General features: G+C 44.1%; 26 protein-coding genes. 17 read left to right on the top strand and 9 right to left on the bottom strand.

Going from position 1 to position 24,844, the window contains the following annotated elements; all coding sequences use genetic code 11:
* Positions 1-36 precede the first annotated feature (36 nt).
* The gene (gene rimO, locus AC3E9V_RS25650; protein ID WP_488751030.1) at positions 37-1,350 is read right to left on the bottom strand and encodes a 30S ribosomal protein S12 methylthiotransferase RimO; all 1,314 of its coding nucleotides are present in this window, start codon (positions 1,348-1,350) and stop codon (positions 37-39) included.
* Positions 1,351-1,558: 208 nt separating this feature from the next.
* Here rimO and AC3E9V_RS25645 point away from each other — a divergent pair, with 208 nt between their 5' ends.
* Both AC3E9V_RS25645 and AC3E9V_RS25640 read left to right on the top strand, forming a co-directional pair.
* Entirely contained in the window at positions 1,559-2,023 is a 465-nt protein-coding gene (locus AC3E9V_RS25645; RefSeq protein ID WP_488751029.1) for a hypothetical protein, read from the top strand.
* Complete coding sequence (locus tag AC3E9V_RS25640) at positions 2,004-2,723, top strand: DUF6048 family protein (protein WP_488751028.1); 720 nt, start codon at positions 2,004-2,006, stop codon at positions 2,721-2,723. Before AC3E9V_RS25645 ends, AC3E9V_RS25640 begins: the two co-directional genes overlap by 20 nt.
* Before the next feature lie 53 nt (positions 2,724-2,776).
* Here the strand turns inward: AC3E9V_RS25640 and AC3E9V_RS25635 are convergent, their stop codons facing one another.
* Together AC3E9V_RS25635 and recF are read right to left on the bottom strand one after the other, a co-directional pair.
* Positions 2,777-3,064: a DciA family protein gene (locus AC3E9V_RS25635; protein WP_488751027.1), complete on the bottom strand. Its 288-nt coding sequence runs from the start codon at positions 3,062-3,064 to the stop codon at positions 2,777-2,779.
* Positions 3,061-4,164 carry a DNA replication/repair protein RecF gene (gene recF, locus AC3E9V_RS25630; RefSeq protein WP_488751026.1) on the bottom strand — a complete coding sequence of 368 codons (1,104 nt, stop codon included), beginning with the start codon at positions 4,162-4,164 and terminating at the stop codon, positions 3,061-3,063. The genes AC3E9V_RS25635 and recF overlap by 4 nt, the downstream gene beginning before the upstream one ends.
* 94 nt (positions 4,165-4,258) lie before the next feature.
* Between recF and pdhA the strand changes: the two genes are divergently transcribed.
* The 4 genes from pdhA to AC3E9V_RS25610 all read left to right on the top strand — a co-directional run bounded on the left by pdhA (position 4,259) and on the right by AC3E9V_RS25610 (position 7,944).
* Positions 4,259-5,281 carry a pyruvate dehydrogenase (acetyl-transferring) E1 component subunit alpha gene (pdhA, locus tag AC3E9V_RS25625; protein WP_488751025.1) on the top strand — a complete coding sequence of 341 codons (1,023 nt, stop codon included), beginning with the start codon at positions 4,259-4,261 and terminating at the stop codon, positions 5,279-5,281.
* Between the two features lie 98 nt (positions 5,282-5,379).
* Positions 5,380-6,081: a tetratricopeptide repeat protein gene (locus AC3E9V_RS25620; protein ID WP_488751024.1), complete on the top strand. Its 702-nt coding sequence runs from the start codon at positions 5,380-5,382 to the stop codon at positions 6,079-6,081.
* A gap of 61 nt (positions 6,082-6,142) precedes the next feature.
* Complete coding sequence (gene ribH / locus AC3E9V_RS25615) at positions 6,143-6,622, top strand: 6,7-dimethyl-8-ribityllumazine synthase (protein ID WP_488751023.1); 480 nt, start codon at positions 6,143-6,145, stop codon at positions 6,620-6,622.
* Positions 6,623-6,633: 11 nt separating this feature from the next.
* A complete protein-coding gene (locus tag AC3E9V_RS25610; RefSeq protein WP_488751022.1) occupies positions 6,634-7,944 on the top strand; it encodes an aspartate kinase in 1,311 nt (436 codons plus the stop codon).
* Positions 7,945-7,947: 3 nt separating this feature from the next.
* On the opposite strand, the gene AC3E9V_RS25605 is transcribed toward AC3E9V_RS25610, so the two are convergent.
* The 3 genes from AC3E9V_RS25605 to AC3E9V_RS25595 form a co-directional block, all read right to left on the bottom strand.
* Positions 7,948-9,459 (bottom strand): sodium:proton antiporter, encoded by a 1,512-nt coding sequence (locus tag AC3E9V_RS25605; protein ID WP_488751021.1) that lies wholly within the window; start codon positions 9,457-9,459, stop codon positions 7,948-7,950.
* A 67-nt stretch (positions 9,460-9,526) separates the two neighbouring features.
* A complete protein-coding gene (locus tag AC3E9V_RS25600) occupies positions 9,527-10,759 on the bottom strand; it encodes a Glu/Leu/Phe/Val dehydrogenase dimerization domain-containing protein (RefSeq protein ID WP_488751020.1) in 1,233 nt (410 codons plus the stop codon).
* A gap of 132 nt (positions 10,760-10,891) precedes the next feature.
* A complete protein-coding gene (locus AC3E9V_RS25595; protein ID WP_488751019.1) occupies positions 10,892-11,947 on the bottom strand; it encodes an anhydro-N-acetylmuramic acid kinase in 1,056 nt (351 codons plus the stop codon).
* 29 nt (positions 11,948-11,976) lie between these two features.
* Between AC3E9V_RS25595 and AC3E9V_RS25590 the strand changes: the two genes are divergently transcribed.
* From AC3E9V_RS25590 to AC3E9V_RS25545, 10 genes are all read left to right on the top strand, one after another.
* Positions 11,977-12,708, top strand: coding sequence for a type III pantothenate kinase (locus tag AC3E9V_RS25590; protein ID WP_488751018.1), 732 nt, complete (start codon positions 11,977-11,979; stop codon positions 12,706-12,708).
* Entirely contained in the window at positions 12,705-13,964 is a 1,260-nt protein-coding gene (bamG, locus tag AC3E9V_RS25585; protein WP_488751017.1) for a BamG family beta-barrel-assembly machinery protein, read from the top strand. Before AC3E9V_RS25590 ends, bamG begins: the two co-directional genes overlap by 4 nt.
* A gap of 11 nt (positions 13,965-13,975) precedes the next feature.
* On the top strand, positions 13,976-15,283 hold the full coding sequence (locus AC3E9V_RS25580) for a hypothetical protein (RefSeq protein ID WP_488751016.1): 1,308 nt from the start codon (positions 13,976-13,978) through the stop codon (positions 15,281-15,283).
* A gap of 28 nt (positions 15,284-15,311) precedes the next feature.
* Complete coding sequence (lptC, locus tag AC3E9V_RS25575; protein ID WP_488751015.1) at positions 15,312-15,863, top strand: LPS export ABC transporter periplasmic protein LptC; 552 nt, start codon at positions 15,312-15,314, stop codon at positions 15,861-15,863.
* 181 nt (positions 15,864-16,044) lie between these two features.
* On the top strand, positions 16,045-17,331 hold the full coding sequence (locus AC3E9V_RS25570; protein ID WP_488751014.1) for a hemolysin family protein: 1,287 nt from the start codon (positions 16,045-16,047) through the stop codon (positions 17,329-17,331).
* An 80-nt stretch (positions 17,332-17,411) separates the two neighbouring features.
* The gene (locus tag AC3E9V_RS25565; RefSeq protein WP_488751013.1) at positions 17,412-19,568 is read left to right on the top strand and encodes a peptidylprolyl isomerase; all 2,157 of its coding nucleotides are present in this window, start codon (positions 17,412-17,414) and stop codon (positions 19,566-19,568) included.
* A 62-nt stretch (positions 19,569-19,630) separates the two neighbouring features.
* Complete coding sequence (locus tag AC3E9V_RS25560; RefSeq protein WP_488751012.1) at positions 19,631-19,891, top strand: DUF493 domain-containing protein; 261 nt, start codon at positions 19,631-19,633, stop codon at positions 19,889-19,891.
* Between the two features lie 17 nt (positions 19,892-19,908).
* Complete coding sequence (locus AC3E9V_RS25555) at positions 19,909-20,142, top strand: 4a-hydroxytetrahydrobiopterin dehydratase (RefSeq protein ID WP_488751011.1); 234 nt, start codon at positions 19,909-19,911, stop codon at positions 20,140-20,142.
* Positions 20,143-20,146: 4 nt separating this feature from the next.
* Positions 20,147-20,830, top strand: a complete 684-nt coding sequence (rsmI, locus tag AC3E9V_RS25550; RefSeq protein WP_488751010.1) for a 16S rRNA (cytidine(1402)-2'-O)-methyltransferase — start codon at positions 20,147-20,149, stop codon at positions 20,828-20,830.
* Positions 20,827-21,618 carry an inositol monophosphatase family protein gene (locus tag AC3E9V_RS25545; protein WP_488751009.1) on the top strand — a complete coding sequence of 264 codons (792 nt, stop codon included), beginning with the start codon at positions 20,827-20,829 and terminating at the stop codon, positions 21,616-21,618. Before rsmI ends, AC3E9V_RS25545 begins: the two co-directional genes overlap by 4 nt.
* Here AC3E9V_RS25545 and AC3E9V_RS25540 read toward each other — a convergent pair.
* From AC3E9V_RS25540 to AC3E9V_RS25530, 3 genes are read right to left on the bottom strand one after another with little or no spacing between them, the layout of a single operon-like run.
* Positions 21,589-22,059 carry an RES family NAD+ phosphorylase gene (locus tag AC3E9V_RS25540; protein ID WP_488751008.1) on the bottom strand — a complete coding sequence of 157 codons (471 nt, stop codon included), beginning with the start codon at positions 22,057-22,059 and terminating at the stop codon, positions 21,589-21,591. The genes AC3E9V_RS25545 and AC3E9V_RS25540 overlap by 30 nt on opposite strands.
* A gap of 6 nt (positions 22,060-22,065) precedes the next feature.
* Entirely contained in the window at positions 22,066-22,530 is a 465-nt protein-coding gene (locus AC3E9V_RS25535; protein WP_488751007.1) for an Xre family toxin-antitoxin system antitoxin, read from the bottom strand.
* Positions 22,531-22,566: 36 nt separating this feature from the next.
* Positions 22,567-23,589, bottom strand: a complete 1,023-nt coding sequence (locus AC3E9V_RS25530) for a radical SAM/SPASM domain-containing protein (protein ID WP_488751006.1) — start codon at positions 23,587-23,589, stop codon at positions 22,567-22,569.
* 29 nt (positions 23,590-23,618) lie between these two features.
* Here AC3E9V_RS25530 and AC3E9V_RS25525 point away from each other — a divergent pair, with 29 nt between their 5' ends.
* The gene (locus AC3E9V_RS25525; protein WP_488751005.1) at positions 23,619-24,839 is read left to right on the top strand and encodes a lipoprotein N-acyltransferase Lnb domain-containing protein; all 1,221 of its coding nucleotides are present in this window, start codon (positions 23,619-23,621) and stop codon (positions 24,837-24,839) included.
* The last annotated feature ends 5 nt before the right edge of the window (positions 24,840-24,844 follow it).

The raw sequence follows: 24,844 nt of genomic DNA, 5'->3' as shown, positions 1-24,844 counted from the left end.
AATGAATTATCCTGATACCAAAAAATTTCAGGGGTCTTAATTTACCGGTTTACCGTAAAGATCAAATGCTGTAGCCTGCTCTATTTTTACCTGTACAAAGTCACCGATCCGGACATAGTTTTCTTTGGCATCTATAAGCACCTCATTATCTACCTCCGGGGAATCATGCTCTGTCCGCCCTACAAACTTTCCGCCTTCTTTCCGGTCGATAAGCACTTTGAATACCTGGCCTACTTTCTTAGCGTTGATCTCTTCGGAGATTGTTTCCTGCAATTCCATAACGCGCTCGGCACGCTGAAGTTTGATTTTTTCAGGGACACTATCCTCCATGGAGTGGGAATGGGTTTTTTCTTCGTGTGAATAGGGAAATATCCCGAGTCGTTCGAACCGGGATTTTTCCACAAAATCAAGCATTTCTTCAAACTCTTTTTCTGTTTCTCCCGGATGACCTGCTATAAGTGTCGTCCGTATGGCAATTCCGGGTACTTTTTCACGGATGGTATTCAACAGACGTTCTGTTTTTTCACGAGTAGTCCCCCGACGCATAATTTTTAGCATTTCTGTGCTCCCATGCTGTAGCGGGATATCCAGATAGTTGCATATGTTGGAGCGGCGAGCCATTACCTCCAGTATATCTTCCGGAAATCCCGTGGGGAAAGCATAGTGCAGACGGATCCACTCCAGCCCTTCTACATCTGCCAGACGATCCAGCAACTCTGCTAATACTCGCTTCTTATACAGATCCAGTCCATAATAGGTAGAGTCCTGGGCGATTAGCAGTATTTCTTTAGTCCCGTTTCTCACAAGAGATTCGGCTTCTTTGACTACTTCCTCCATGGGCCTGGAGACGTGTCCGCCACGCATCAGCGGGATGGCACAAAAGCTACATGGGCGGTCACAACCTTCAGAGATTTTTAGATAGGCATAATGCCTGTCGGTAGTAGTGATCCGTTCGCCAAGCAGCTCATGCTTATAATCTGCATTGAATTTTTTCAGCAGCATCGGTAGCTCCATGGTACCAAACCAGGCATCTACTTCAGGAATTTCACTCTGAAGATCATCTCTGTAGCGCTGAGAAAGACAGCCGGTCACATACACTTTTTCTACAATGCCCTCCTGTTTGGCGTCTACATACCGCAAAATGGTGTCTATGGATTCCTGTTTGGCATTATCTATGAACCCACACGTGTTGATGATCACAATATTAGAATCATCCTGGCGGGCTTCATGCTGCACATCAATGTCATTACCCTTCAGCTGTGTCATCATCACCTCAGAGTCTACCAGATTTTTAGAGCAGCCCAGGGTGACAATGTTTACTTTATCCTTCTTCAGTCCTTTTGTCTTCACGTCGCTATCAAATAAACTGCAAAGCTAACTCTATATAAGCAATTAAGAATTGCTACACATTTAATTGATTAAAATGCTCGGGTATTATCCATTTAGTCTGCCTAAAAAGCAAATCATTATGAAGCCTTACTGGAACTAATACAAATTGCAGGCTATAATAAGTTCATCCTGAAAGGGTTATTATAACTTTACGGCTTTTGAAAAAGAAATGAGAATTTGGACGGTCATTTTAGTTTGGCTACTGATCAGCTGTAATGAGATCAGGGATTGTGAGTTGGTTTCCAGCACGGATTATGCAGTGCTGGCTTTTTACGAGGCTGATTCTGCAAAGAAATACAGGAAAAGTACCTTTTACATGATAAATGGAGATGGAGAGCTGGATACGATTGCCCCTTCCGGGCAGTTTAATGCGATCTCCGCACTCTTGAATCCGGCCGATTCTGCTGTTAACTATGGATTCAGGGTGGTAGACAGTACGGTAGTTCCAAACTTCTACGCGGATTACAGGCTTACGATGAGCTACAGTAAGCAGCTGGAGATCTATTATGATGAGTGTGAGCCGGTCTTCAAATATGAACTGGATAGCGTTTACAGTCCGGACTTTGATTCCGTGGCATTGATTGCGAACCCATTAGATAAACAAATCGGAGTGAATGTTGAGATCTATTTTTAGCATATTGATTTTGATCTGCGGGTTTGTGACCCTGGCTCAGAAAAACAATCAGGAAGCCAAAGCATCTATGCCTGAGGAAGAAAAGGACTTCAGGCCTTCTATGCTGCGACTCAGTTATGACTTTATTCCACTTGGTGAATCCATAGTGACCTCCACCAGGAGCGGCCATCATGTGCAGGCTTCCATTGACTTTTACAAGTATTATCTTGTAGCGGAATATGGTACTCAGCAATCAAACCGCGGGCAGAAGTATGGTTATAGCTATCAAAATGAAGGGAAATATTTCAGAGTAGGTCCTGAGGTAAATTTACTTAAGAACAGTGTGGAGAACTCCATGACTTTTGGAATTCGCTACGCGCGTTCTACTTTTGATGATGACTTGTCCTTCACAAAAACCAGCCAGGTCTTTGGTGACGAAAATGATGAAATCTTCATTAGTGAATCCAATAGAGGAGTGGTGACGCAGTGGGCAGAGCTTACGACAGGCTTAAATGTAAACGTCTGGAAAGGACTGTACATGGGCTATACCATACGTTACAAGTTTTTTAAGCGGATGAAAGGAGAAGAAACCCTCATCCCCTATGATATCCCGGGGTTTGGGCTCCATGAAAACCGGCTTGGTGTGGGCTTCAATTATTTCATTGGGTGGGCATTTCGGTTGAGAGAAAAACCCCAACCTGAGCAGACTATTACAGAATAGCTAGCCTAAAAACTGACCAAATTAAACTTTGATCAAGCCCTGAAGGGTGCAAATCACAAAAACCTAAGCTCATTTACCACCCCTTCAAAATCCTCATTAATCAGTTCCATTACTTTTCCCCTGTTGTTGACCAGCTCCTGCTTCATGGGGGCAGAGGACAGCTTCACAAACAGCACTTTGTCTTTGATAAAAAGCTTATCGGTTCGCATGGCAATAGGTTTGCCCATGATAGTTGCCCATGATTCTATAAGCAGCTTCTCTCGATACCTGGCATCCAGGTTTTCGTCTTTGAGAAACTGACGAAATGCGCTGGTAAAAGAATGTGAATTATCGTCGCTCATTTGATGATCCCGTCTTCTATCTCGTAAAAGTGAACGTGTTTTTTGTTTTGAAAAAAATGCCTGGACCGCTCAGACCGGGCATCGGTGATAAATATCTGTGTAAACCTTTTCTGATCCGTCAGCAAGTTAACCAATCGCTCGATCCGCTCATCGTCCAGCTTGTCAAATATGTCATCCAGCAGCAGCATTGGGTCAAACCCTTTCAAGGATTTCAGGTAATCATATTCAGAAAGCTTTAAAGCAATCAAAAATGACTTTTGCTGCCCCTGTGAACCAAATTTTTTAATGGCTTTATTGTTTAGCTTAAATATAAAATCATCTTTATGCGAACCTTTGGTGGTACGCAGCATGATAATATCTTTCTGCAACGCCTCCTGGTACTGTGCAGCAAAGTCATCCGAGAGGCTTTCTGTTTTGTAAACGATAGAGGGCTCTTCTACTCCCTCAAAAATGCGCTTGTAATTTTTATGGAAATACGGACTAAATGACTCGATGAAAGCTTTTCTTTTTTTGGCTATGGATTTGAAAATTGGGATCAGCTGATCGTCATATGTTTCCAGCAGCCGCTTATTCAGCTTTCCGTTTAGCCTGCCTTCATTTTCTTTTAGCAGGCTGTTTCGTTGTTTCAGTATTCGCTGCATCAGCAGAAGCTTATTCAGGTAATCCCGATCATGCTGGGAAATGACGCTATCAAAAAGCTTTCGCCGTATTTCACTTCCTTCCTTGATGATCTCCGTATCGTCCGGCGTAATCAATACACTCGGTATCATCCCGATGTGGTTGCTGAACCTGTCTACCTCTTTGCCATTTACCTTGATAACCTTCTTCTTTCCCTGCTCATAGTAGCAGTTGACTTTTACTTTTTTGTCTTCAAAAGCAAACTCGCTGTTGAGCGCAAAAAAGACTTTTCCATGAAAAATATTTTGCTGGTCTACCGAATTCAGAGCGCTCCTGGTCATAGAAAGGTAATACAGAGCATCGAGAAGATTGGTTTTTCCCATGCCATTTTTACCCAGAAAACAGTTAATTCCATCAGAAAAATCGATTTTCTGCTCCTGATAGTTTTTAAAATGGGTGAGTTTGAGCGTATTGAGCTTCATAGATTTTGCCGCAAGCCCTTTTTCGGTTAATTTCGCAGGGCTTAAGGAACACTGAAAGCACAAAACTAATCATAAGACAGTAAGGTTATCGGACATGGCAGCCAAATCGAAATCAACGAAAGCAAAGAAGGAAGAATTTAATAAAGAGACCTATATGAACTGGTATGAATCCATGCAGTTCATGAGAAGGTTTGAGGAAAAAGCCGGCCAGCTGTATGGTCAGCAGAAGATCAGAGGTTTTTGTCACTTATATATAGGACAGGAAGCATGTGCTGCCGGTGCGGTATCAGCCTTAAAAAAAGGTGATAAGTACATCACTGCTTACAGAGACCATGCACACCCGATTGCTCTGGGGAGTGACCCAAAGGCAATCATGGCTGAGCTTTTCGGTAAGGAAACCGGGATCTCAAAAGGCAAGGGTGGCTCCATGCACATGTTTGACAAGGAAAATGGATTCTTTGGCGGGCACGGTATTGTCGGTGGGCAGATTCCCCTGGGAGCAGGGATTGGGTTTGCTGAAAAATACAATGGCACGGATAACCTTTGCGTCTGCTACATGGGAGATGGCGCTGTAAGGCAGGGAGCTTTTCATGAAGCTCTGAACCTGGCGATGACCATGAAGCTACCGGTTATCTTCTGCATTGAGAACAATGGCTATGCCATGGGAACCTCTGTAAAAAGAACTTCAAACGTTACTGACCTTTATGTACTGGGAGAAGCATACGAGATGCCTTCAAAGCCAGTAGATGCCATGTCAGTGGAAGAGGTGCATAGGGCAATTGCAGAAGCTGCAGAAAGAGCGCGTAAAGGAGATGGACCTACATTACTTGAATTGAGAACTTATCGATATAAGGGCCACTCCATGTCAGATCCTGCCAAGTACCGTACCAAAGAGGAAGTAGAGGAATACAAGAGCAAAGATCCGATTGAACAGGTAAAGGCAGCGATCCTTAAGAAGAAGTATGCTACTGAAGAAGAATTAAAAGAAATAGATAATAAGATCAAGGAGCAGGTACAGGAATGTGTCGACTTTGCAGAGGAATCAGACTTCCCTCCTGCATCTGATGCGTACACAGATGTATATGCTGAAGAAAACTATCCATTTATCATGGATTGATGATCTTTTGATAGAAGGGAGCAAAAACAAATGCGATTTGTACCCACTGGTAGATTTCATCAAAAAGTATATCTTTGCGTCCTTAAATTTTAGAAGCAATGGCTAAAACGAAAACCAAGAAGGAAGAGGGGGTCGATTTCATTGAAGATCCGGATGCACTAGCTGGAAAAGCTGAGGAGTTTTTTAGCAATACAAGGAATAAAAATATTGTCTTTGGCGTAGGCGGTCTGATAGCTGCACTCGTACTTGCCTTTTTTGGGTACAAGTATTATATCAGCAATCTGGACTCGGAAGCCCAGCAGGAGATGTTCCAGGCTGTTTATTACTTTGAGGCAGATAGTCTCGGTCGCGCGCTAAATGGAGACGGTATCAACTACGGTTTTCTACGCATCATTGATGACTACTCTGGTACGGAATCAGCTAACCTCTCCAAGTTTTACGCAGGGGCAACTTACCTGAAGCTGGAAGATTACAACAGCGCGATTCGTTATCTGGAGGATTTTAGTAGCGACGACCTGCTGGTTCAGGCACGGGCCTATGCGCTTATCGGTGATGCCAATATGGAGCTTGGAAGCTTTGCTCAAGCAGCTTTAAGCTACCGTAAAGCAGCAGAATACAAACCAAACAAAGATTTTTCTCCGGTTTACCTGCAAAAGTTAGCCGTTGCTGAAGAGGCCAATGGAAACTATTCTGCAGCAGCTGCAGCATATGAGGAAATTGTTGATAAATATTTTGATTCCTCACTTTTTCAGGAAGCGAAGAAACAGAAAGCCAGATTGCAAGGACTGGCTGCCGAATAATATTTAGAACTTTAAAAAGTCTAAAGGGATAAGGCAGCAAGCTTTGTCCCTTTTTTATTTTATGGCTACATCATTAAAAAACTTAAGTGATATTCAGACCAAGGGACTGAAGGACATGTCCGACAAGAAATTTGGAATTGTCGTTTCCGAGTGGAACACGGAGGTCACAGAGGCTCTGTACTCCGGAGCTGTGGGCACCCTTCTGGAGCTTGGTGTGAAGAGAGAGCACATCGAGCGAATGGATGTGCCAGGCAGTTTTGAGCTTAGCCTGGGTGCTCAGTGGATGGCCAAGCGGGATGATGTAGATGCTGTGATCTGCCTGGGCTGTGTCATCCAGGGTGAGACACGGCATTTTGATTTTATCTGCCAGGCATGTGCAAATGGCGTTACCGAAGTGGGCTTAAAGTATGATAAGCCGGTTATCTTCGGTGTACTCACCCCAAACAATCAAAAACAGGCCCTCGAAAGAGCTGGTGGCAAACATGGCAACAAAGGTGATGAAGCAGCAGCAACGGCTGTGAAGATGTTAAGCATTAAATAATCACAAAATTTATGAAGGTATTGAAGTTTGGAGGGACCTCAGTAGGCTCTCCCGGGCGAATGCGTCAGGTCGCTGAGATTATTGAAGGGGTTTCCGGGAAGAAAATCGTTGTACTCTCTGCCGTGTCAGGTACGACAAATACCCTGGTAAGCATTTCAGATCACTGTAACGTCGATGAGAAAACCAAGGCCCGGAAAGTGGCCAAAGATCTTCACGAAAGGTATCATCAATTCATAGCAGAGCTTTTCGAAGAGGCAGACTACAGGAAAGCTGCAACGAAATTTGTAGATCAGGTATTCAAAAACATTGATCAGCTGATTGCGCAGAACTATTCAGAGCAGGTTGCGAAGATGCTTCTTGCTCAGGGAGAGATCATATCCACTCGTTTTTTCACGGATTACCTGACCATGATCGGCAAAAGCTGCTCAATGATGATGGCTCAGGACTACATGACGCTGGATGAATATGCGGAGCCCGACCTGAAAACAACTAAGAAGAAACTGCAGAACCTCCTGAAGTCGCATACGGAGAATACGATCATTACGCAGGGATACATTGCCCGAAACTTTGCTGGTGGCATTGATAACCTGAGACGGGGAGGTAGCGACTACTCAGCCACCATTATAGGAGCGGTACTTGATGCTGAGGAGGTACAGATCTGGACAGATATTGATGGGATGCATAACAATGACCCTCGTGTGGTTCAGCCTACTCATCCCATTGCCAAGCTTAGCTTTGAGGAGGCCAGCGAGTTGGCGTACTTTGGAGCCAAAGTACTGCACCCCCACTGTATAGTGCCTGCTCAGATGCATGAAGTGCCGGTGCGTATCAAAAACACCATGGACCCGGAAGCTCATGGTACCCTCATCTCTACAGAGAAAGAGCCGGATGCTGTGAAAGCCATTGCAGCTAAAGATTCCATCACAGCGATCAAGATCAAGTCAAGCCGCATGGTAATGGCGTACGGTTTCTTGCGCCGGGTTTTTGAGGTGTTTGAAAAATACCGTACACCGATTGACATGATCACCACCTCGGAGATTGCTGTGTCACTGACGATCGATAACCCGGAGCACCTCAAAAAGATCATTTCAGAGATCTCTTTATATGGTACGGTAGAGGTGGATAAGGATCAAACGATCATTTGCATCGTAGGAGATCTCATTGCCGAGCGAAAAGGAGTAGGTACTGAGATATTCAAGGCGTTGGACGAATTGCCTATCAGGATGATTTCTTACGGAGGTAGCCGAAACAATATATCACTGCTCGTGCCTCAGGAGTTTAAGAATGAGGCTTTGAAGCGGCTACATAAAGCGCTTTTCTAAAGCTTACAGAAAGGCAAAGAAAATCAACCACACCACGATCAATAGCGGAATGAGAATAGGGATGGAAAACCGCAGGATGTAGCCAAAGAAAGAAGGCATCTTGATACCCACTTGTTCGGCTATTGATTTTACCATAAAGTTGGGGCCATTACCAATGTAAGTCATGGCGCCAAAAAATACAGCTGCTATGGATATGGCTTTGAGCTCCAGCACAGAGTCCGGAAATCCCCCTCTTGCGTATTCTATGACCTCAGCTACTTTATTGATGCTTGCTCCATCAGCTGCCATTCCTGCTGTCAGGAAGTTAACGTAAGTTGGTGCATTATCCAGAAAGCCGGATAACAAGCCTGTCCCCCAATACAGCGTATTGTGTGTAATGAATGTCACACCTTCCTCTGATTGGGCAAAATTGCTCACAAGCTCAAGAGCTGGCATCATCGTGCCAAAAATGCCCACAAAAATAAAGGCGACCTCTCGAATGGGTTCAAAACTAAAATCATTACCGCTCAACGCCTGTTTGTCTGCAAACCTGAATGAGAGGAAAGCACAGGCCAACATGATGATTTCTCTCAGATACGAAAATTTCTGGCCTTCATACATGATCCCCGGTACCCAGGAAAAAACGTTGGGGTCAAGGAAGACAGCGCCTACAATGAGCGCCAGCCAAACAAAATTTCTGGAGCCTCTTAATGCTAATTTGCCCGTAGGCTTACTATCATCTTCACCAAATGAGTAATCCGACTTATTTTTTCTGTCAAAAAGAAAAAACACTGCCAGCATTACTATGATCGCAAATAGCCAGGGAAAGAAATTATGTGTTAGCGTCCAGAAAAAAGGAATCCCTTTAAGGAATCCCAAAAACAGTGGAGGATCTCCAATAGGTGTTAGCGAACCGCCGATATTACTGACTATAAAAATGAAAAAGATGATATGGTAGGCCTTGATCCTGTTCTTATTGAGTCGAATGAAAGGTCGGATCAGCAGCATAGATGCACCTGTGGTCCCGATGATGTTGGCAATCACAGCCCCCACTGCCAGGATAATGACATTGGTCACTGGTTTAGCTTCCTTGTCCACGATGATCATGATTCCCCCTGAAGCAACAAACAGGCCTGTAAGCAGGGCAATGAACTGCACATATTCAAAAAGTGCATGGACAGGTCCATGTTGATTGTGTAGAAAAAAGAGATAATAAGTTACCACTATCACTGCCAGCGCTACAGCAATGATGGGATAGTTTTTATGCCAGAAGTGCTCGTAGAAAAGTGGCCCCGTAGCAATCATAAGCAGCAAAACCACGAAGGGGATTACACTCCATCCTGCCGGGCCATGATGTCCGTCGTTTTCACTCTCATGTTCACCATTTACCTGATCGGTGTTGCTTTCAGTATGCTGAACAACCGACTCGGCGGTTGTCGCAGTTACCGGATGATCAGAAACGGAGTCCGCCCCAAATCCAACATAGCTTCCAAAGACAAATAGAGTGTACAGGAAGAATTTTTTTAGTGGATTCATTGAGGCGATTTGAGTGAAATAATGGGTACTAAAATTATCATTTGCTGCCGTAAAACCAAATGCGAATTTAAATAAGTTGAGACAATGCGATTTTAAAAGCGGCACTGGCCAGCCTGGTTTTCTCAGGATTTTCTTCGAGAACTTTTATCAAGGCGTTTTCAATCGTTTGTGATATATCTTTAAAAATATCATCGTCCGTTATTTTCCTGTCGTTCTTCGGGTCCATCAGGTAGGCAAAAGTACGAGCCATACCACAATTGGAAATGAAATCAGTGATCAATGCTACTTTACTATCTACATATTCTGCAATAGGCCCGTAGAAAATAGCATCATCCTTAAAAGGGACATTGGCACCACAAGCTACTACTTCCAGGTTGTTATTGATCATAGCTTCAGCCTGTTCTCTTGATACCAGCCTGGATGCTGCGGCAGGGATGAAGATTTCACCACCAATATCCCAGATACGCTTATTGCATTCATCAAATGGGATCATTCCCTCTGAGGCCAGCTTATTACCCTGTCTGTCATAGAAAAGCTTTTTTATCTCTTCCAGTCCGAGACCCTTTTCACTAATAATGCCTCCTTCGCGATCTATGATCCCTACGATCTTTACACCATACTTTGCCAGGTAAAGGGCAGCTGTAGACCCTACATTGCCCCAGCCCTGAATAATGGCCCTCCTTTCTTTGATATCTCCACCCCACAGCTTGTAGTAGTGCCTCACTGACTCGGCTACACCGAAGCCTGTGATCATATCAGATACGGTATATTTTTTGTCTGATGTGGGCACGTATTCCTGATCTTCCAGGATTTTTGATACCCCTTGCCTCAGGCGCCCTATCATGTGGATTTTTTGGGGTTTAGGCGGATCAAAGTGACCGTTTACCACGCCTTCCTGTGGGTGCCAGAGACCAAAACCTTCGGTGATAGGAATTACTTCGTGGATCTCATCCACATTTAAGTCCCCACCTGTGCCATAGTAATTTTTCAATAAAGGATATACGGCCTGATACCAGCGTTTTAAAACTTCTCCTTTTCTCGGATCATTGGGGTCAAAATTAATTCCGGATTTGGCACCCCCGATCTGAGGTCCAGAGACGGTAAATTTGATCTCCATGGTTTTAGCGAGAGATTCGACCTCACGCTTATCCAGCCCTACCCGCATCCTGGTACCACCTCCGGCAGCCCCGCCTCTGAGTGAGTTGATCACGACCCATCCTTCTGCCTCTGTTTCGGGATCAGACCATTCAAAAATAATTTCAGGTGTTTTGTCCTCAAATTTCTTTAATAATTCTTTCATTAATGTTGCTTTAATGTTGAGTGTTTACGGATCACCTTATTAGGTAAGGCCATGTTTTGGCATTAGGGGTTCCTGATCAGGCGACCAAAATGGGGCTCAAATTTAACAAAATAAAGCAGCCGAAAAAGACAATTATGGATTGTGAACTGTTCCGGCCACAGAATCGGATTCTGCACCGGTGACACTTTTAAAAATATTTGTTTTACCAAGTGTTTTTAAAAGGCCTAAAAACCCAAAGATTAAGGCTTCTTTAAAGGAGACGATCGTGGGGGACGGGATTTTTATTTGGAAATGATCTCCTGCTTTTTCTTTTATTCGCTGCATTAAGAAATTGTTAAATGTTCCTCCGCCAGTAAAGAGGATAGCTTCACCGGGGGTTAAATACCCTTTGAATGACTTAGCCAGTTCCCCTGCTAAAAATTCCGTATAAGTATGGAGAGCTGATTTAGGTTCCGGACAATCACCATTAAGGACCGTCTGTGTCCATTGATTGCTGAGCGATTTTGGAGGATCCTGCTTAAAATAGTGTATTGCGGATAGCTGATCAAACCAGCTTTGTACGAAAGCACCCGATTGAGCAAGTGCACCATTTTCATCGTAAGGCTTCTCAAGCATATTGGCAAAATGATTGAGCACCTGGTTGCAGGGGGCTACATCCCAAGCCAGGATCTTTTTCTGATGGATGGCAACATTGGCGATCCCTCCCAGGTTAACAAAGGCCTGATAATCCGGAAAAAGATAATGCTCTCCCGCAGGTACCAGGGGAGCTCCCTGGCCTCCTTTCAGCACGTCAGGTGTCCTGAAGTTGTCAATTACGGGGATTCCGGTAATTGCGGCTATAGCCTGCCCGTTTCCAATTTGCAAGCTTATTTTGTCTGGGGGGCTGTGAAAAACAGTGTGCCCGTGAATCCCAATGATTTCCGGATGAGGGGTGCAGCTTGCTAACCATTGTGACAGGGTTTCTCCAATCCATTTACCATAATCCATATCCAGCCTTAAGAGCTCAAAGCTGCTTAACTCATCCGCACCACGGAGCCTTTTTACAAGATCTGTCGGAATTGGAAGCGTTTCTGTTTCCAGGATTTGGAAAGTCCAGCTCTGATTTTCACCGGTGAATTGGCTAAAACAAAGATCCAGGCCATCCAGTGAAGACCCGGACATAACTCCAAGTACAAGGTATTGATCCAAGTTGCTACTTTTGTTGTTTAATGAGTAAAATGTCTGATAAGGGAAATATAGCAGTAGATGTCGGCAATTCCTTCATAAAGAGTGGATTGTTTGTGGGAGAAGAGCTGATGGAGCGAAAGGTGTCTTACTCGCTGCGGGAGTTGTCAGAGCACTACGCTGACCCCGCCAGCTATTCCTGGGTGTTTTCTTCAGTGGGTAGTAGTCGCGAAGATATTGAGTCAGTGTTTCAGTCTGTACACCCGTTGATTCTGGACCGACAGACACCACTCCCATTAAAAATCGATTATGAGACTCCTGAAACGTTGGGCGTTGATCGGTTGGCGGCTGCCGTTGGAGCGTTTTCAAAATATGAAAATCAGAATGTGCTGGTGATTGATGCCGGAAGCTGTATCACGTATGATATTGTGGATAAGAATGGGGTTTTTAAGGGTGGGGTCATTTCGCCCGGCCTGAAAATGAGGATGAGAGCTATGAATCATTTTACCCATCGCCTTCCGGACATTAGCTCAGAATGGGAAAGCCTGAAAAGACGAAGTACCGGGAAGTCTACGAAAGAGTGTCTGCTAAATGGCTCATTTACAGGTGTCATCCACGAGATGGAAGGCTTTTTAACATCTTTTATGAAAGAATATGCCGATTTAGTCGTTGTGCTAACCGGCGGAGATGCGGTCCACTTTGAATCCAACCTAAAACAACCCATCTTTGCAGACCAAAATTTAGTGCTGACTGGCTTAAATAGAATATTGAATTACAATAGATGACGTTCCGTAAAATTTTGTTGGTAGCGCTGGTGTGCATTACTGCCAGTGGAGTAAAGGGTCAGGCAATCAGTTCACCCTATTCTATAAATGGTATAGGGGAGATTTTTTTCGATGGACTCCCCAACAACTATGGCATGGGAGAAGTGGGTATTGGGGCACCCACCATTTGGCACATCAGTTTGCAAAACCCTTCTAATTTAATCTACAATACCTTCAGTTCATTTCAGGTAGGAGTTAACGGAGATTTCAGGTCTTATACATCAAATACTGACACCCACTCCGAATCGACAGCCAGTCTACGATTTCTTGCCATGAGCTTCCCACTGAAAAAAGGACGGTGGACGACAAGCCTTTCACTTACTCCACTCAGCACGGTTAACTACAACACCTTCTCTCGGGACTCCCTGGGTTCAACCGCCAGGCTCACACAAAATCAGGGTGAAGGAGGATTGACGCAGCTGTCATGGGGTCACGGTATCCGGGTGTTCAAGTCTCTGGCCGTGGGCTTCAAAGGGTCCTACGTTTTCGGGGAGATCACCCGCGATTCTAGGGACCAGCTAGCAGGGGATGATGTAGCTTCCGCTTACGCACTTTCATATAAAGAAATCACCAGTTATTCGGATTTTGTATTTGCTACATCACTCTCCTACCGCTGGAGCCTTGGTGAGAAAAACTTCCTGAACTTTGGAGCTACTTATGATCTGTCACGAAAACTGGAAGGTTCCAGAGACACCTACTTTGAGCGGCTCAATTTGAACGGTGGTGTGGTTCAGCAAAATACACTAGCAGAAGATGAATCCACTACTTTTTCCCTTCCCAAAGCCTATGGTTTTGGCCTTTCCTATGAAAAGTTGAATATAGTTCGTGTAGGTGCGGACCTGAAGCTGAAAGAGTGGGTTTCTACTAATTCTGAAACCAATGAAGAAAGCCTCAGAAACACCCTGGATGCCGCCGCCGGGGTCAGTTGGACTCCGGACTATCAAAGCGTAAACAGGTATCTGGAAAGGGCTACTTACAGGCTGGGTTTCAACGTCAAACAACTACCTTATCTGGTAAATAATACTGAAATTAATGAATTTGGTATTAATTTTGGAGCTTCTTTTCCAGTAAGTGGTTATTCCAGTTTGGATGCTGCTTTTAAATACGGGTTAAGAGGGACGACTCAAAATAACTTAATCAGAGAAAATCATTTTCAGATTGTTATAGGGGCGACCATCAACGATAACCAGTGGTTTATTAAAAGAAGGTATGATTAAAATTTAGGTTTATGAAGGCTATAACCAGAAACTTTTTAGTCCTTGCATTCATCACCTGCACATCTTCCGTAGCGCTGGCTCAGCCAGGGTGGAACTGGGGTGATTCTGTGGACAAAGCAAAAGAAAAGAACGCCCTTTACACAGACTATCTAAGAGCGGACAACTACAAAGCGGCCCTGAAGCCATTGAGCTGGCTGTTGGAAAATACTCCGGACCTCAATGCTTCCATCTATATCAACGGAGCCAAGATCTATGAGGGTCTTGCTGAATCATCTTCAGATGAAGCTGAGACACTGGAGTATCAGGAGAAAGCTCTGGAAATGTATGATAAGCGTATAAAGTATTTCAATTCTGAGGCAGAAGTGCTAAACAGAAAAGCTCTGACTGCTTATAAATACTTTAGAGACAACCAACCCAAGTATCCTGAACTGTTTAAGCTGTTTAACAAGGCATTTGAGCTGAACGGGAATGACTTTTTCAGCAGTAACCTTACCGCTTACATGGATGTGATAAGGAGGTATAAGCTTACTGGTGGAGCCATCACTGATGAGGAAGTTTTCGAAGTATATACCAAAGTGACTGATGTCATTGAGCATCAGATGAAAAATGGAGGAAATCAGGCCCGTCTTGAAAAAGTAGCGGATTATGTAGATAAGCTATTGACTGCTACAGTAGATGTGGATTGTGACTTCATTATTGAGAAACTCGGACCGAAGTTTCAGCAAACAAAAGATATTAATCTGGCTAAAAAGATCTTCGGCCTGATGCTCCAGCAAAAGTGTACGGATAGCCCACTGGCAATGGAGGTAGCAATCGCTGTAAATGAAGATGGTCCAAATTACGGTATTGCCAAGTTTATTGCAACAAAAGCGGCTTCTGAGGGAGACAAAGCAAAAGCAAAAGAGTATTACGAGAAGGCGGCTGATCTTACAGAGGATAACACCAAAAAATCAGAGGTTTACCTTAGCCTGGCCAAAACTCAGGCATCAGAAAGCAAGTCAGCAGCGAGAAATTTCGCAAGACGAGCCCTGGCTTTTGATCCATCCAATGCGGAAGCTTATACCTTCATCGGAGACCTGTACATGGGAAGCTATGAAGATTGTAAGGGAGGAGAAAGTAAAGTGAAAGACCGTGCAGTGTTTATTGCCGCATATGAGATGTATCAGAAGAGTGGTGATCGTGAAAAAATGGCCTCTGCAAAAGCTCAGTTCCCATCGATCGAGGAGATTTTTAGCGAAGGAAAAGAAGAAGGACAGACTATCAATGTGGACTGCTGGATCAACGAATCAGTACAAATTGAAAGAAGACCGGCCAATTAATAACAGGACAGAAAATATTAAAACGGTCATGGCAGCTGTCTGTGACCGTTTTTTTGTTTGGGGAGGCCTCTGTTTGGCTATTCTGATAGTAGTTTCCTCATGCCGAAACCGAAAGGAGCTTATCGATGAGCCGCTGTACGAAGGGCCCATGCTCACCATGGATAGTATCTATACCAAGATGAGCGATTCTGCTGATGTGGTGTTGATCCTCAAGGCTCCAAAACAGTATAATTTTGAAGGCGGTGATAAAGAGTGGCCTGAGGGACTCTACCTGGAAAACATTGGCAAAGATGGCCAGATGGTATCCACTTTTCAGGCAGATTATGTTTATTACACGGCTAAAGACAATCTCTATAGGTCTGAAGGCAATGTAGTGGTGCGCAGTGCGGAAAACGGCGATGAGCTAAATACCGAGGAGCTTTACTGGGCTCCGGGAGATAAAAAGTTTTATACAGATCGATTTGTTACCATTCAGTCGGAAGGAGAAGTGCACACCGGAGAGGGTCTCACAGCCAATCAGGATTTTAGTTCTTACAAAATATTAAAGCCACAGGGAACGCTCGTTCTTGACGAAGAATGAAACTACTCGATTATTTATTATTTTTCTCCGCTTTTGCCTTTTTCGTAATCGGTATTTACGAGGCAATGGTGCTGGGGATTGGCCAGGCTTATGGTATATTTATGGTGAGTCTGGGACTACTATTTTGGTTTAGTTATCGCAAAAGTATAAGAGGACGCAAGAAATAAGTATTTTTAGCCTGATGGACGACCCCTCCCTTTATATTGGAATTTTAATCTGCTTACTTTTTTCTGCTTTTTTCTCGGGTATTGAGATTGCCTTTATCTCCTCGGATAAGCTTCATATTGAGGTGATGAAAAAGAAGGGGACCCTGGCCGGAAGGATACTTTCCATCTTTGTTTCTAAAAAATCCCGTTTCCTTGCCACTACGCTCGTAGGAAACAATCTTTCGATCGTTCTCTACGGTATCCTGATGACAAAGCTTCTGGAGCCATGGTTGTACCAACATCTACCAGAGGCGCTTAGTGAGGATATTGTCGTTTTGGTGATCCAGTCTTTGCTCTCTACGCTGATCGTATTGATTACTGCTGAGTTTTTACCAAAGAGTCTTTTTATGCTGAATCCGGATATCATGATGCGGGTTTTTGCATTGCCGATGCTGCTCATCTACTACATTTTATTTCCGGTTGTGTATCTCATTGCACATATTTCACGGTTTATTATTGTTTACATCTTGCGTTTTGACTACTCAGAAGACAAACCGGTTTTCGGTCTTACTGATCTGAATAATTATATAAAAAAGAATATTCTCAACATCGAAAAGGAAGAGGATGCGGAAATCGATGCGAAGATCTTCAATAATGCGATCGAATTTAAGACCATACGAGTAAGGGAGTGCATGATTCCTCGAACCGAGATCATAGCAGTAGATGTAGAGGATGAAATCGAAGAGCTAAAAACAGCCTTTATTCAGAGTGGGCACTCGAAGATCATCGTGTACAAAGAGTCAATAGATGATGTGATCGGTTATTGCCATTCGCTGGAAATGTTTAAAAAGCCTACGGAAGTAAAAAATATCCTTACAACGATATTAATAGTACCCGAGACGATGCTTGCCAACGAGTTGCTGATCCAGTTTATCACAGAGCGTAAGAGCATAGCTCTGGTGGTGGATGAATATGGAGGTACTTCGGGTATTGTAACCATGGAGGATGTGATCGAGGAGATCTTTGGAGAGATCAGAGATGAGCATGACGATGAGTATCTCACCGAAGAACAGATCGATGAGAAAAACTTCATCCTCAGCGCCCGGCATGAAATAGATTACCTGAATGATAAGTACGGGTGGGAATTACCAACCGGCGAATACGATACTTTAGGCGGGCTCATTCTGGCATATCATGAGGATATTCCGCAGGTAAATGAGGTGATACGTATCCTTTCTTTCAGTTTTAACATTTTTACAATGGAAGAAAACCGTATTGATAAGGTTAAACTCACCATTTTAGACCCGGAAGAAGCCTTGTAAATCAAAGGTTTAGATTCATTTTTTAATTACTGCCTATATCTTTATTTTTGCCGTCTTTAAAAAACTACGCATAAAAAATTATGGCGCTGATTAATACACTTAGAAGGAGAATGGGTAAGATCGTGGTGGGGGTAGTGGCTCTCGCAATGTTTGCCTTTATACTGACAGATCTCTTACAGTCAAACTCCGCCTTGCTTGGAGGGAATGACCGGACTGTTGCTGAGATAGCCGGAGAAGAGATCTCCTATGAAAAGTTTACGGCCAAGGTAGATGAACTATCCTATATATTTTCTGTAAACAACGGCAGAAATCCGGTAGCAGATGAAATGGAGACAATCCGTGATCAGGCATGGAACGCTTTGATCCTTGAGTATGCGTATGGAGAGCAGTTCGAAGAGCTGGGAATCACCGTGACAGATGCTGAGGTAGTGGATATGGTGCAGGGAAACAATATCAATCCGCAGCTGAAGCAATTTTTTACCGACCCGAACACCGGTCAGTTTAACAAAGATCAGATCGTAAATTTTCTTCAAAGCCTAAACAGCCCTCAGGCTCAACCGGCACAGAAAGCATCATGGTTGACTCTGGAGTCCACGCTAGCGCCAAATAGAAAAGTAGCTAAATACGAAAACCTTCTCGAGATGACAAATTATGTCACTTCTGAGGAGGCCAAAAAAGAATATGAAGCGCAAAACAGCAACATGTCAGTAGACTATGTGTATGTGCCGTTCTTCTCCGTTGCGGACTCACTTTTTGACGTTAGCACCTCTGAGATGGAAAGCTACCTTTCTGAAAACTCCGAGAAATATCAACGAGAAGAGTCAAGAAGTCTTAAGTACGTTTACTTCCCTATAGAGCCATCCGCCGAGGACAGCGCTTACATCCGGGAGGATATAATGGCCCTGAAAGAAGGGCTGGCCAATGCAACCAATGATTCCACCTATGCCTCATTTAACTCCGATGGGCTAAACCCATACCGGTCTATAACTGACCCCAGCCTTGTGCCTGAAGGATTAGTAGGTGCTGAAGAAGGCACAGTGACTGAGCCTGCCATCGTAGGAAACAAATATGTGGTAAGTAAACTGTCAGAGGTTACCGATGGTGATGAAGCTTTTGTAAAAGCACGGCATATACTGATCGAAAGTGATGGTACTTCACCATCAGCTAAAGCAGAAGCTAAGCAAAAAGCTCAGAATATTATTAACCAGCTGCAAAGAGGAGCGGACTTTACTCAGCTGGCAGCAATGAACAGTGCTGATCAGAGCAATGCCAGAAATGGTGGTGATCTGGGATGGATCGGTGAAGAAGGAAGTTTTGTTCAATCTTTTAAAGATGCGCTTTTTGCACATCAGGGCGCAGGTCTGATCCCACGTCCGGTTGAGACGAGTTATGGGTACCATGTGATCCGCATCGATGAGCCAAAGACTACCACGCTTTATAAAGTAGCTACTGTTGAGAAGGAGTTTTTTGCCAGTGATGAGACGCTGAATGAGACTTATAGAAAAGCTGATTTGCTGGCGGCCAATGCTGACTCTGAGGCATCTTTTGATGAATATGCATCCAATGAAGGATATCAGGTTCGCTCAGCTACCGGGATCAAGAAAAATGACACGCGTGTTGGAGTAATTACTGATGGTCGGAGACTCGTGATGTGGCTGTATAATGATGCCTCCTTAGACAAAGTATCCGAGGTAATGGAGCCAGAAAATGGCTATGTGGTAGCTGTAATGACTGGTAAGCAGGCAGAAGGTACCGCAAAACTAAGTCAGGTGGAAAACGAAATTCGTACCAAAGTGCTTAATGAGAAGAAAGCAGCTTATATAAAGGATAGGCTCGCCGAAGCAGGTTCAGCAGACCTGCCTGCGTTGAAGGAAGCTTATGGAGAAGAGGCCAGAGAGGGACAGGCAGACCTTTCTTTGAACAGCAATTCATTCCCAAGCGTAGGGTTTGCCCCTGAAGCGGTAGGAGTTGCTTTTTCACTGAATGAAGGTGAAAGAACGGCCCCTTTTGAGATTGCTAATGGAGTGATTGTGATCCAGGCAACTACTAAAAGTACTCCCGAGCCTTTGGATGATTACTCTACGTATGTCTCACAGGTTGAGAGCAATCGCCGAGCCAGAAAGACCGTGATAGCGAACTTCCCACTTTCTTTTTATCCGGTTTTCATATCCCAGTCTGTGGACAATGCAGTGAAGGAAAATGCTGAAATAGAAGACAAACGCTACAGATTCTTCTAAAAAATTAAAGACTTAAAGCCGCTCACTGGAAATCGAGCGGCTTTTTTTGTACCTTTTTGTTTATGAGTTGGGACGTAGAATCATTTCGTGAAAAGGTGGAGCTGGAACATTCCTTTCCCGGGGTCTATACTTTTAAGTTTATCGTACCGATCGCTAAGAAGGAGGACATTCTGGGTTTGCTTCCTGATGGGGATGTTTCTTTTCGGGAAAGCTCTAATAAAAATTACATAAGCATTACCGCTAAGTCATCTCTCGAAACAAGTCAGGGGGTGTTGGATGTTTACATAGCAGCCAATAAAGTAGAAGGCTGTATAGCACTTTAAAAAACCCAAAATGACTTATGTGGAAAGAAGAAAATAATACCCTTACCAGAACCATTGAGTTTAAAAACTTTGTAGAAGCATTTGGCTTTATGTCGCGCGTGGCGATCATCGCGGAGAAGATGAATCACCACCCAAACTGGAGCAATGTGTATAACAAAGTGAGTTTTGAGCTGACCACCCATGATGCAGGGGATACGATCACAGATAAAGATCGTAAATTAGCGGCAGCTATCGATGACCTCTTAAAGTAAGCCAATGGAAAACAGTACGTTGTTATACCTTATTCCTACACCAATCGGGAATTTGGGGGACATTACCTATCGTGCTGTAGAGGTCTTAAAACAAGTCGATAAAATCTTAGCCGAGGATACCCGGACTTCCGGGGTCCTCTTAAAACATTACGGGATCACCACACCCACAGAGAGCTTCCATGCATTTAACGAGCACAAGAGAGTAGATGCTATCATTACCCGGTTAAAAGCTGGAGAGCAGATGGCTCTGATCACGGATGCCGGGACGCCGGGTATATCTGATCCTGGTTTCTTGTTGGCCCGGGCAGCCGTGGAGGCCGGAATTCGCATAGAGTGCTTACCGGGAGCTACCGCCTTTGTGCCAGCGCTGGTAAAGTCAGGCTTTCCATCGGATAAGTTTGTGTTTGAAGGTTTTTTGCCGCACAAAAAAGGGCGTAAAACCCGACTTGAAATCCTGGCTGAGGAACAGCGCACTATTGTACTTTACGAAAGCCCTCACAGGTTGCTGAAGACACTTGGCCAGTTTGCTGAGCTGGCAGGAGTAGATCGGAGATGCTCCGTGTCCAGGGAGTTGACTAAGAAATTTGAAGAGACAGTTACCGGATCACTAACAGAAGTGATCAATCATTTTGAAACGAACCCGATAAAAGGAGAGTTTGTCGTTATATTGGAAGGGAAATCTAAATGATCAATCTGGAAAACATAACCAAGCAAGTGGCAGATCTGGCCAGAGAATGTGGAAAGTTTATTGCCATAGAAGCAAGTAGCTTCTCCCTGAAAGATGTAGAACTTAAAGGGAAAAGCGATCTGGTCTCTTATGTGGATAAAGAGACGGAGAAAAAGCTGGTAACCGGCCTGAATCAGATCCTGCCAGAAGCCGGTTTTATTACCGAAGAAAATACAACCGAACAAAGCCAAAAAGATTATACCTGGGTAATTGATCCCCTTGATGGCACCACCAATTTTGTGCATGGCCTTCCTACTTATGCCGTGAGTGTGGGGTTGATGAAGGGGAGCGAAGTAGTCTCAGGAGTGATCTATGAGGTCAATCGAGAAGAAAATTTCTATGCCTGGAAAGGAGGAGGAGCGTATCTGAATAACAAACCCATCTCTGTAACCAATGCTACAAAGATTGACGACAGCTTGTTTGCTACAGGCTTCCCCATTCACAATTTTGAGAAGCTTGATCAATACCTGGCCATCTTAAATGCATTGATGAAGAACTCTCATGGGTTGCGAAGGGTTGGTAGTGCTGCTACGGATCTCGCCTGGGTAGCCTGTGGTCGGTACGAAGGTTTTTTTGAGTACAACCTGAATCCGTGGGACGTTGCTGCAGGGATCATTATCGTACGGGAGGCAGGAGGAATTGTCTCAGACTTTAAGGGTGGAAGTAATCATCTTTTTGGACGGGAGATCGTGGCGGCAGGCCCCGTGCATCCGGAACTTTTAGATGTGATCAAAAAGCACTGGTTTTAATGCGCTCTCCTGATTCAGACTGACTACTTCTAAAATCTTTACTGAATCAAGAAGTTTTCTATGATTGGGATTGATCAGATAGTTTGATTGAGTTTCATCATAGATAGAAGGAACTCTAAGTGCTGGGCTTTCCCCGATTTCTACAAAAGAATCTCCAACCAGTTTGGTTCCATCAATGGGTGGAACCCTATCCCAATCTTCTGGAATGTTATTTGGATAACTAATCTCATCATCAGGGATTAGAATTTTTACTAAAACCAAATCCGCCACCATAGTCAGGTTGATGTGACCGCCCAATTCCGCCCTGGCCAGTGCTTCGGATTCCGCGGTATATACTATTTCGGTGCCTTCACTATTCCATCTATTGATATGAGATTTAGCTGCTCCTTTTCCATCCAATTTCCGTGCATATTTGGAACGGGTTATCCGGTAGACGATCATAAGCTGCTATGCAAAAATCCCGTGACGGATATTTCTGATTTCGTCTATTAAATATTTTACACCAGAGACGCTTTTCATAAGGTCAAATGGTTTTTGGTGACCTAAAGCTTCCCAGGAGGAATGAAGCCATGTAAGGAAATGCTCTTCGCTTGCAAAGGTTTTGTGACCTTCGGATATCAACTCTAAAAGGGATAAGGCGAGGTCCGTTTCATGTACTTTGAGCAGGTCAGATTTCTTAAGCCGCGTGCGTAAAGTTTTCTCTGATACCTCAAAGAGTTCTGCTAACTGAAAGTTGGTGAGATTAAGCCTTTTGGAGATCGATTTCAGGGTGCTTGCCGGTAACCCTTTCCTGGAAAGAAACGCCTGCTCATAAAGGCTGAAAGTGGGCAATGCATATCCTGCTACTGGCTCCTGCAGCTGATTGACTTTCTGGTCGATCTCAGGATGTTCATATCTCTTTCTTTTCCCCATAGGTAAATATACGATTACATACCGGTAAAGTTACCGTCAAGCCCACACTTTTGTTCCTTCCGTACAGTTTTTGCACATTTCAATTTGCGATCGGAAAGTAAGTAAGGTTTCTCTGAACTGATTGTAAGCCTCTGATTGCCAAATATTAAGAAAAGACTGTTCCGAAGTATTTCCCAGGACATGGTGGGCATCTTTATCAAAGCAGCATGGCACAACTCTCCCATCCCAGGTCATCACACAGGAGTGCCACATTTTCCAGCATTCGTCCAGCATTTTATTTTTAATGGAGTAAGTGCCGTCCTTTTGTTTTTCATACCGTGAGTATTTATCAATAGTGGGGATCAGCTCATTTCCGTTTTTGTAATCATAGATCTGTGCGGTCTTAAAGGCTACCTGATCCACATGGTAAGATTTAGCCAATTTTTTGATCTCAGGGATTTCATGTTCATTGGGTTGCACAACCAAAAACTGCCACAGGATGTGTGGTGTTCTGGATTTAAGCTGTTTCTTCAAGCGGACCATATTTTCGGTTCCTTCCAGCACTTTTTCCAGCTTTCCGGTTTTCCGGTAGCTTTCATAAGTTTCCTGCGTAGCCCCGTCAATGGAAATGATCATTCGGTCCAGTCCGGATTTGATGGTTTTTTCAGCGATCTCCTCCGTAAGAAAATGAGCATTTGTAGAGGTGGCCGTATAGATCCCCCGCTCTGAGGCATACCGGATCATTTCCAGGAGGTCCGGGTGAAGGTACGGTTCCCCCTGAAAGTAAAAGATCAGGTAAGCTAATGTTTCCTGAAGCTCATCGATAACGCTTTGAAAAAGTGTTGGGTCGAGCTTCCCGGTGGGTCTGGTGAATGAGCGCAAGCCGCTGGGGCATTCCGGGCAGCGGAGGTTACATGCCGTAGTAGGCTCAATAGACAGGCTGACAGGCAGCCCTTTTATCCTGGGGATTTTTGTTTTTCTGGCCGTTTGAAAGGAGCTGTATATCTGATAGGCATTTTTTATCCGTTTTAAGGTTAGCTTTGAGGCCAGTTGGAGGGTATCGCTCAGACTGATATACATACGATAAACTTATAAATCATTACCCGGATATGTACTGGAGAATCGTCCTTTTTTCATTCATCAGTTTTGTAATTTCACAAATTGCTGTAGCTCAGTACAGCGCGAAGCTGTCGGACCAGGCAGAGATCAGCATCGTAACATTGGGTCCGTTTCAGGACGAGCTGTATTCTGCTTTTGGGCATAGCGCCATTCATGTAAAAGATCCTGAAAATGACATAAACTGGGTATTTGATTACGGAAGGTTTGATTTTGATCAGGAAAACTTCTACTGGAATTTTGCCAGGGGCTATATGCTGTACAGCATTGGAATGGCAGATTATGATCGCTTTGTCTATTTCTACAAGCGGGATAACCGTTATATAGTTGAAAGATATCTGAACCTTACAACTGCTGAAAAGCAGAAGATGCTGGACTATCTCATGGAGAATTACCGGCCTCAAAACCGGGAGTACCATTACAACTATGTATACGACAACTGCTCCACAAAGCTTCCGGATCTTATGGACGAAGTTTTTCCCGGTCAGATCGACTTTTACACGGGATATACTGAAAAGGGCAAATCTGTCAGAGACCTGATGGATGACTACCTGGCTTACCAGCCCTGGGGAGACTGGATCATTGATATCGGGCTGGGTTCGGAGATTGATAAAGAAGCCCCGGCGCGTATTTACATGTTTCTTCCTGAGTATGTAGATACTGCCTTTGCAAAGGGAAATATCAAACGGGATTCATTGGTCCTTCCACTGGTTTCGAGAACAGACAATGTGTTTACACCTAAACCTGAGGAGCATAGCAACGGCTTTTTCACACCTTTTAATGTATTTGTGGTGTTCTTTTTCATCGTAGGGTTTATAACCAACCGTGATTTCAAAAAAGAAAGACGCACTAAATGGATAGACCCGCTCGTGTTTACTTTACCGGGCATCCTGGGCTGGTGGCTGGTGTTCTTATGGTTTGGGACGATACACATCTCAGAGAACAACTACAATCTGCTCTGGGCCATTCCTTTTCATATACCATTCGTGTATTTACTGGGAAAGAGAAAGCTCTGGCCATTCCTAAGCAAGTACTTTTTGATTGTTTCCGGCCTGTATGTAGTATTGATCCTCGTGTGGGCTATTCTGCCACAGCCGCTTCATATGGCACTTATACCACTGGTGATCACCATGATCCTCAGAGGCTTTTACATACATTTTGACTTGCAGAAAAAGATGCGTCTTGCGAAGCTGGGTAGTAATGGGAAGGCTTAAAAGGT

The sequence above is a fragment of the Marinoscillum sp. HNIBRBA16962 genome (assembly GCF_057801515.1).
The sequence above is the reverse complement of the archived record's forward strand: the minus strand, read 5'-3'. Positions and strand labels throughout refer to the sequence as shown.